Source organism: Flavobacteriales bacterium, from assembly GCA_013001705.1.
In the GTDB taxonomy this organism is placed as follows: Bacteria; Bacteroidota; Bacteroidia; order Flavobacteriales_D; family JABDKJ01; genus JABDLZ01.
Genome location: JABDLZ010000296.1, coordinates 1 through 5,545 on the forward strand (window position 1 = coordinate 1; position 5,545 = coordinate 5,545).

5 protein-coding genes are annotated in these 5,545 nt (G+C 49.1%); 3 read left to right on the forward strand and 2 right to left on the reverse strand.

Annotated elements, in window-relative coordinates; genetic code table 11:
* Positions 1–1,025, forward strand: a 1,025-nt coding sequence (locus HKN79_11930; protein NNC84276.1) for an ABC transporter ATP-binding protein, incomplete at its 5' end; no start/stop codon positions are given.
* Here HKN79_11930 and uvrA read toward each other — a convergent pair.
* Positions 1,011–3,812: an excinuclease ABC subunit UvrA gene (gene uvrA / locus HKN79_11935; protein ID NNC84277.1), complete on the reverse strand. Its 2,802-nt coding sequence runs from the start codon at positions 3,810–3,812 to the stop codon at positions 1,011–1,013. The genes HKN79_11930 and uvrA overlap by 15 nt on opposite strands.
* 248 nt (positions 3,813–4,060) lie before the next feature.
* Between uvrA and HKN79_11940 the strand changes: the two genes are divergently transcribed.
* Both HKN79_11940 and HKN79_11945 read left to right on the forward strand, forming a co-directional pair.
* Entirely contained in the window at positions 4,061–4,648 is a 588-nt protein-coding gene (locus HKN79_11940; GenBank protein NNC84278.1) for a sigma-70 family RNA polymerase sigma factor, read from the forward strand.
* Between the two features lie 168 nt (positions 4,649–4,816).
* The gene (locus tag HKN79_11945; GenBank protein NNC84279.1) at positions 4,817–4,981 is read left to right on the forward strand and encodes a hypothetical protein; all 165 of its coding nucleotides are present in this window, start codon (positions 4,817–4,819) and stop codon (positions 4,979–4,981) included.
* A gap of 7 nt (positions 4,982–4,988) precedes the next feature.
* On the opposite strand, the gene HKN79_11950 is transcribed toward HKN79_11945, so the two are convergent.
* Positions 4,989–5,545 (reverse strand): endonuclease III (locus HKN79_11950; protein ID NNC84280.1); only part of this gene is annotated, 557 nt, incomplete at its 5' end.

Consider the following 5,545-nt stretch of genomic DNA (forward strand, 5'->3'; position numbering starts at 1 on the left):
GTGTGTGGGCCTATTCCATATTCTTCCCTGTGGTGGAGATACTGAGTTCCACTTCCATCGCGCTGCTCATCTGGTGGGGACTGCGCTCTATCGGCACAGGCCATGAAGATCCCTACGCGCTCTTTGGGGAAGTGCTCGCCTTCATCCTCTATATCCAGATGCTCTACCGCCCCATACGTCAACTGGCAGACCGCTTCAACGTGCTCCAAATGGGTATGGTGGGTAGCGAACGGGTATTCGAGGTGCTGGATACTGAAGCATCGTTACAGATAGAAGGAAATGCCGTTCAGACCCGATTGAACGGGGACATCCGTTTTGAGAATGTATGGCTGGCCTATAGCGGAGATGAATATGTGCTGAAGAATATCGACCTGCATGTGAGCGAAGGACAGACAGCGGCATTTGTAGGGTCTACGGGTGCGGGGAAATCGAGTATCATCAATCTGGTGGGCCGATTCTACGAATTCCAGAAAGGCCGTATCACGGTGGGCGGTGTAGATATACGACAGATCGAACCGGAGTTCCTGAGAGAGCACATCTCAGTGGTCCAACAGGATGTATTCCTCTATTCGGATTCCATCCACAACAATATTTCTCTGAAGAATCCGCAGATCACCGAGGCAGACGTGGTAGCAGCTTCCAAGGCCATCGGTGCACATGATTTCATCATGCAATTACCGGGTGGTTATGATTTCAATGTTGCCGAACGTGGACGCATGTTATCGGTGGGGCAACGCCAGTTGATCTCTTTCATACGCGCCTATGTGCATCAACCTGAGATACTGATCCTGGATGAGGCTACCAGCTCTATCGATTCCGAGAGTGAGGCATTGATACAGCGAGCACAAGAAGTTCTCACGGAAGGCCGCACCTCTCTGGTGATCGCCCATCGACTTTCTACCATCCAGAATGCGGATGTCATCTATGTGTTGGACAAAGGCCGTATCGTAGAGTCTGGAAGACACGAAGAACTATTGGAAGAAGGGGGACGCTACAAGCGCCTTTACGACCTACAATTCAGCTGAACTCAGGTCTACTTCCCGTTTCTCCTTCAAGTACTTTGCTGTAAGTGTGCCTGAGTCGACCATATCATCAGGTGAGCCTTCGTACACGACCTCTCCTCCTGCTTCTCCACCTCCCGGCCCTAGATCGATGACCCAATCCGCTGATTTGACCATATCCAGATTGTGCTCGATGACGATCACCGAATGCCCTTGTTCGATCAAGGCATTAAGAGCATGTAGGAGCTTGTGTACATCGTGAAAATGCAATCCAGTGGTGGGTTCATCAAAGATGAAAAGGGTCTGCTCCTGATTATCCTTTTTTGAAAGGAAGAAGGCCAATTTTATACGCTGGGCCTCCCCTCCGCTCAAGGTACTGCTCGGTTGGCCCAGTTTCACATAACCCAGACCTACTTCTTGCAAAGGGAGTATCTTATCCCTCACTTTGGACGCATGTCCTTTGGCTTCGTTGAAGAATTCCACCGCTTCATCCACGGTCATATCCAGCACATCAGCTATGGACTTGTCCTTGAATCTCACTTCGAGTATTTCTTCTTTGAAGCGTTTGCCCTTGCAGGCATCACATGGGAGGGTGATATCGGCCATGAATTGCATCCCGATGTGAACCTCTCCTTCCCCTTCACACACATCACATCTTCCGCCCGGCACATTGAAGGAGAAGTGTGCTGCTTTGAATCCGGATAGATCGGAAGCTTTCTGTGAGGCAAAGAGCGCACGTATATCATCGTAGGCCTTGACATAGGTGGCTGGATTACTTCTGGAAGAACGTCCGATCGGATTCTGATCGACCATCTCTATCTGCTTGATATGGTCTACAGCCCCGTCCAGTGACTGATATTTCCCAACATATGGGGCACCGGCACCTTTCATGCGCGATAAGGCCGGATACAGGATATCCTTGATAAGTGTGGTCTTTCCCGACCCGCTGACTCCGGTGACAGCCACCATGACATTGAGCGGAATCTCCACATCCACATCTTTCAAGTTGTGCTCTGAGGCTCCAACTATCTTTAGAGACCTGCTCCATTTCCTTCGCATCCCGGGCCACTCGATACGCATCTTTCCATTGATATATTGAGCAGTCAGACTGTCATTCGATCCATTGGTGAGCGCTTCGATCCCACCGGTGAATACCAGCTCGCCACCATTCATTCCAGCCTCGGGTCCCATATCGATGATGTGGTCCGATTGGCGAATGATGTCTTCATCGTGCTCTACCACGATCACGGTATTTCCCAGATCCCGGAGCGAACGCATGACACCGATGAGTCGTTCTGTATCATGGCTATGTAGTCCGATAGATGGTTCATCGAGGATATACATGGATCCGACCAGACTGCTTCCAAGCGAAGTGGCCAGGTTGATCCGCTGTGATTCACCCCCTGACAAGGTATTGCTCATTCTGTCCAGAGTGAGATATCCAAGCCCGACTTCGTTCAGATAGCGCAAACGGAAACGTATCTCGTTCAACAAGCGCTCCCCTATGTTCTGATCCAGCTCGGATAACTCCAAATTCTCGAAGAATTCTGCGCAACGGCTCACTGGCATGGATACCAGTTCTGTTATGCTCTTACCTCCTACTTTGACATAATTGGCATCCTTTCTCAAGCGAGAACCCTCGCAATCAGGGCAGGTGGTCTTGCCGCGATATCTGCTGAGCATCACGCGGTATTGGATCTTGTAGGCCTTGGATTCCACGTAGCGGAAGAAGCCATCGATCCCTTCGAAATGTTTGTTCCCATGCCAGAGCACGTCATACTGCTCGGGCTCGAGATCTTCTATGGGGCGATGTATGGGAAAGTCGAACTTGTCGGCCACGCGGATCAATTCATCCTTCCATTCGCTCATTTTCTCACCCTTCCAAGCAGCCACCCCGTCTTCAAAAACGGAACGTGAAGGGTCCGGAATCACCAATTGAGGATCGATCCCTATCACCGAACCGAATCCCTCACAGACCTTACAGGCTCCTACCGGATTATTGAAGCTGAAGAAATGGACGCTCGGTCGCTCGAATTGCATGCCATCCGCCTCGAATTTATCTGAGAATTGAAGGACTTTAGCTCCCTTGTCTATATCCAAGAATATCTCTCCATGACCTTCGAAGAACCCAGTTGAGACCGAATCAGCGATACGCGCGCGATTCTCTTCAGAATCCTCGGCCGTGAAACGATCGATGATCAAATGGAAGGTATCATAGGCATGTTGATTATCCGCTTCATCGATCCGGATGATTCCTTCTTCGGTCTGTGCCCGTATATAGCCCTGATCGACCAGTAGCTTGAGATGTTCCTCCCAGGTTCTTCCCTCTTCTGGTCTTTTGTCCACCAATACCATCACGCGGGTCGCGGGGTCGGAATCCATCACTGCATCCACGACATCACTGACCGTATCGGCCTTGACCTCTTTTCCAGAGATAGGAGATATCGTATGGCCGATACGTGCATAGAGCAACTTGAGGTAGTCGTATATCTCTGTAGTGGTACCGACAGTACTGCGGCTATTTCGGGAAATGACTTTCTGCTCGATAGCAATGGCCGGAGCTATCCCTTCGATAGCATCTACATCGGGCTTATCCAAGCGACCCAGGAACTGACGGGCATAGGATGAGAGGCTCTCTACATATCTCCGCTGACCTTCGGCATAGAGCGTATCAAAGGCCAATGAGGATTTACCGCTTCCTGAAAGACCGGTCACCACGGTAAGTTTGTTTCTCGGGATGGTCACGTCCACTCCTTTGAGATTATGGACGCGAGCGCCTTTGATGCGGATATCCTTCTTTTTCAGGGTCATAGTATGCGGCACAGTTGTTGTGACGTATTAACAAAGATTAACAGGCGAAATTACAGATAACATTGACAGCCTTTAGGGTGATGAGTATCTTCGCTGTATAATTAAAAAGGTCTACTCGTAAGACAATACTGCACTAGGAAGTGCGTTAGGAGCTAGAACCGAAATAGTGCAACACTTAAATAATAGAAGCGCATAAGGACGAACAACTACTTTTTTAGACTGTACTATCTCTTAAAAGGCAAGTTGTTATGCGTTTATCTGCTCTACAGGACCGTGATCTGGTCCATAAGTATCTAGAAGGAAATGAATCTGCTTTTGAAGCACTCCTTCTACGTCACAAGAACAAAGTTTTCACCCACATCTACATCAAGGTCAAAGACCGTGATCTGGCGGAGGATATCTTTCAAGATACCTTCATCAAGGTGGTCAATACCCTGAAAGCGGGCAAATACAACGAGGAGGGAAAATTCTTGCCCTGGCTCATGCGTATCGCGCACAATCTGGTGATCGACCATTTCCGTAGGAACAAGAAGATGCCCAAGGTCCGTGAGACCGAGGAGTTCAGTCCCTTCGCCATCTTGGATAATGGCGAAACGGCTATAGACGATGTGATGATCAGCGATCAGATTCACGAGGATGTCAAGTCGCTTGTAAAATTATTGCCCGAAGAGCAGCGGGAAGTGGTCATCATGCGTCATTATAAGGGCATGAGTTTCAAAGACATTGCAGAAGCAACGAATGTGAGCATCAACACAGCTCTGGGGCGTATGCGTTATGCGCTTATCAACATGCGCAAGATCGCTGCAGAAAAAGATATGATCCTCACTGTGAGATAGTAGATTTTTAGTTTGGTTGTTTAGTTTGGTTAGTAGTACTCCTCCCTCGGACGTCTGTTCGGGGGAGGATTCTTTTGTACAATATGTACCGGGCAGAATCGTTCTTAGAAAAGAAACAACACCAAATTCAAGCCGATGGCGATTTTTACTTTCGATGATCTTAATGAAATGGAGCGAGCTGAGTCCGAATTCTTCGGGCCCTCAAGTTCCGAACATGCGAGTGAGGAGTTCTCACCCAGCATGAAGAGTCTGGAACTGATCAGGAGCTATTCACAAACTACAAGCATACGCAAGAGCCATGTGCTCGGAAGTGTACGCATGCACCTGAACTGAGGGGCTCTCACAGACCGAATTGCTTCAAGACCGTGCGTCTTCCGATGGTACGGGTGATGATGTCATTCTGGATATCCCAGCCTCGTGCTGGACAGTATTCCCTGCCATAGAAGATGATCTGTAGGTGCAGTTTATTCCATAGTTCTCTGGGAAATAATCTCTTGGCATCCTTCTCTGTCTGGTCCACATTCTTGCCACTGCTCAGGTTCCAGCGGTACATGAGCCGATGTATGTGTGTATCTACAGGAAATGCCGGATGCCCGAAGGCCTGACTCATCACTACGCTTGCCGTTTTATGTCCTACTCCGGGTAATGCTTCCAGGTCCTTGAAATTATCAGGAACCTGACCGTCATGCTTATCCATAATGATCTGTGACAGGCCGTATATAGCCTTGCTCTTGGCCGGTGACAGACCGCAGGGTTTGATCACTTCTTTTATATCTGCCACTTCGTAACGCAGCATATCCTTGGGATTGTCGGCCATGGCAAAGAGTTCTGGGGTGATCTCATTCACTTTCTTATCGGTACACTGGGCAGAAAGCAGTACGGCCACCAGCAAGGTAT

Excerpts from the sequence above, each read along its gene's own strand:
- uvrA (NNC84277.1), bottom strand. The coding sequence starts at position 3,812 with ATGACCCTGAAAAAGAAGGATATCCGCATCAAAGGCGCTCGCGTCCAT.
- HKN79_11940 (NNC84278.1), top strand. The coding sequence starts at position 4,061 with ATGCGTTTATCTGCTCTACAGGACCGTGATCTGGTCCATAAGTATCTA.
- HKN79_11945 (NNC84279.1), top strand. The coding sequence starts at position 4,817 with ATGGAGCGAGCTGAGTCCGAATTCTTCGGGCCCTCAAGTTCCGAACAT.